General features: G+C 49.5%; 1 protein-coding gene. It reads right to left on the bottom strand.

Features of this window, described 5'->3' with window-relative positions:
- Nucleotides 1-29 precede the first annotated feature (29 nt).
- Complete coding sequence (gene aspA, locus ACFRAK_RS28340) at nucleotides 30-1,451, bottom strand: aspartate ammonia-lyase (RefSeq protein ID WP_394573090.1); 1,422 nt, start codon at nucleotides 1,449-1,451, stop codon at nucleotides 30-32.
- Nucleotides 1,452-1,710: the final 259 nt, after the last annotated feature.

Here is a 1,710-nt window from a genome sequence, read left to right as displayed (position 1 = left end):
GACCTTGACCGGTGGTTACGACGCAAAAGCTACTGATTCAACAGGAACTCCTCGCCCGCAATACCCGGCGAAGTCATGTTATATGGATCTAGTATAACCAAGATCTGTTCTTCTGTGAGCAGTCCCTGTTCCAATATAATCTCGCGGATGCTTCGCCCCGTCTTCTGCGCCTCCTTCACCAGTCTGGACGCTACATCGTAGCCCAGATGAGGGTTAAGCGCGGTAATAATTCCGAAGCTTGTATCCACGAAGTGTTTGCAGCGTTCTTTATTTGCCGTGAGATCAACCATCAGATTTTTATAGAATACATCCATTCCGTTCTTCAGGATCTTCAAGGAATGCATCAAATTGTTGGCAGCTACCGGTACCATGACGTTAAGCTCGAACTGTCCGGCCTCACAAGCAAGGCTGATCGTATGGTCATTGCCGATCACCTGGAAAGCGATCTGGTTCATGACCTCTGCCATAACCGGATTAACCTTACCCGGCATTATGGAGGAACCCGGCTGCCTTGGAGGGACATTCAGTTCGTTCAACCCCGCTCTTGGCCCGGATGCCATTAATCGGATATCATTGCACATCTTGGAGATGTTCACCGCGCATACCTTCAGTGCCGCAGATAACTCCATATACGCATCTGTATTCTGAGTAGCATCTACCAGATCCTCGGCTTGCACGAGTGCAAAGCCCGTCTGCTCGTGCAAGTGCTGCACCACGCTCTGCATATATTCCGGCGTGGCATTCAGCCCCGTCCCTACAGCCGTTGCCCCCATATTAACGGTAAGCAGTCCTTCGGCCGCACGCTCGATCCGTTTAATATCACGGCTTAGCACATTGGCATAAGCACCGAATTCCTGACCGAGCCGGATCGGCACCGCATCCTGAAGATGGGTGCGTCCCATCTTGATCACATCATCAAACGCTCTCGCTTTCTCCCGAATCCCGTCCACCAAGGTGCGAAATGCGATCAGTAAATCCTGAGTCAATCGGAACGAAGCGATCCGAATAGCTGTAGGAATGGCATCATTCGTAGATTGCGACATATTGACATGATTGTTAGGATTGCAATAGAAATATTCCGCCTTCTTCTTACCCATAATTTCTAAAGCCCGGTTAGCCAGGACCTCATTCATATTCATGTTAATCGAGGTACCCGCCCCGCCCTGAATGGAATCGACAATGAATTCCGAACGGAGGAACCCGGTAATAACCTCATCCGCCGCCTCCGTAATGGCAACCCCTATATTTTTGGGAAGCCATCCCAGCTCCATGTTCGCGAGTGCTGTCGCTTTCTTGACCTCACCCAACGCAGAGATTAATTCCGGGTGGATCGGCACCCCGCTGATTGGAAAATTCTCCACGGCCCTCACGGTATTAATGCCATAATAAGCTGCTGCAGGAAGCTGCTTCTCCCCTAGAAAATCCCGTTCGACCCGATACTGCATATCCATGGACAACATCACCATCGCCTTTTGAATTTTTTATATATCCATGCTCATCCTGTTATCATCCAGCATGCCCGGATATATACAAAATTCTGCCTGCAATGTCGAAATCCTTTATTCTGTTCGCAATAGCTTACGTCTTTTGTAAGGAAAAAAAGCTTATCTATATAAGCCTTCCTCGATACAGAGGGAATCCCAGTGAAATGACGGCCCCTCCTTCTTCGCGATTGGCTGCCGTAATGAGACCTCCGCATCGCTCCACGAT

The sequence above is a fragment of the Peribacillus sp. NPDC056705 genome (genome assembly GCF_043656335.1).
This window is presented reverse-complemented; position numbering and strand designations above follow the sequence as displayed.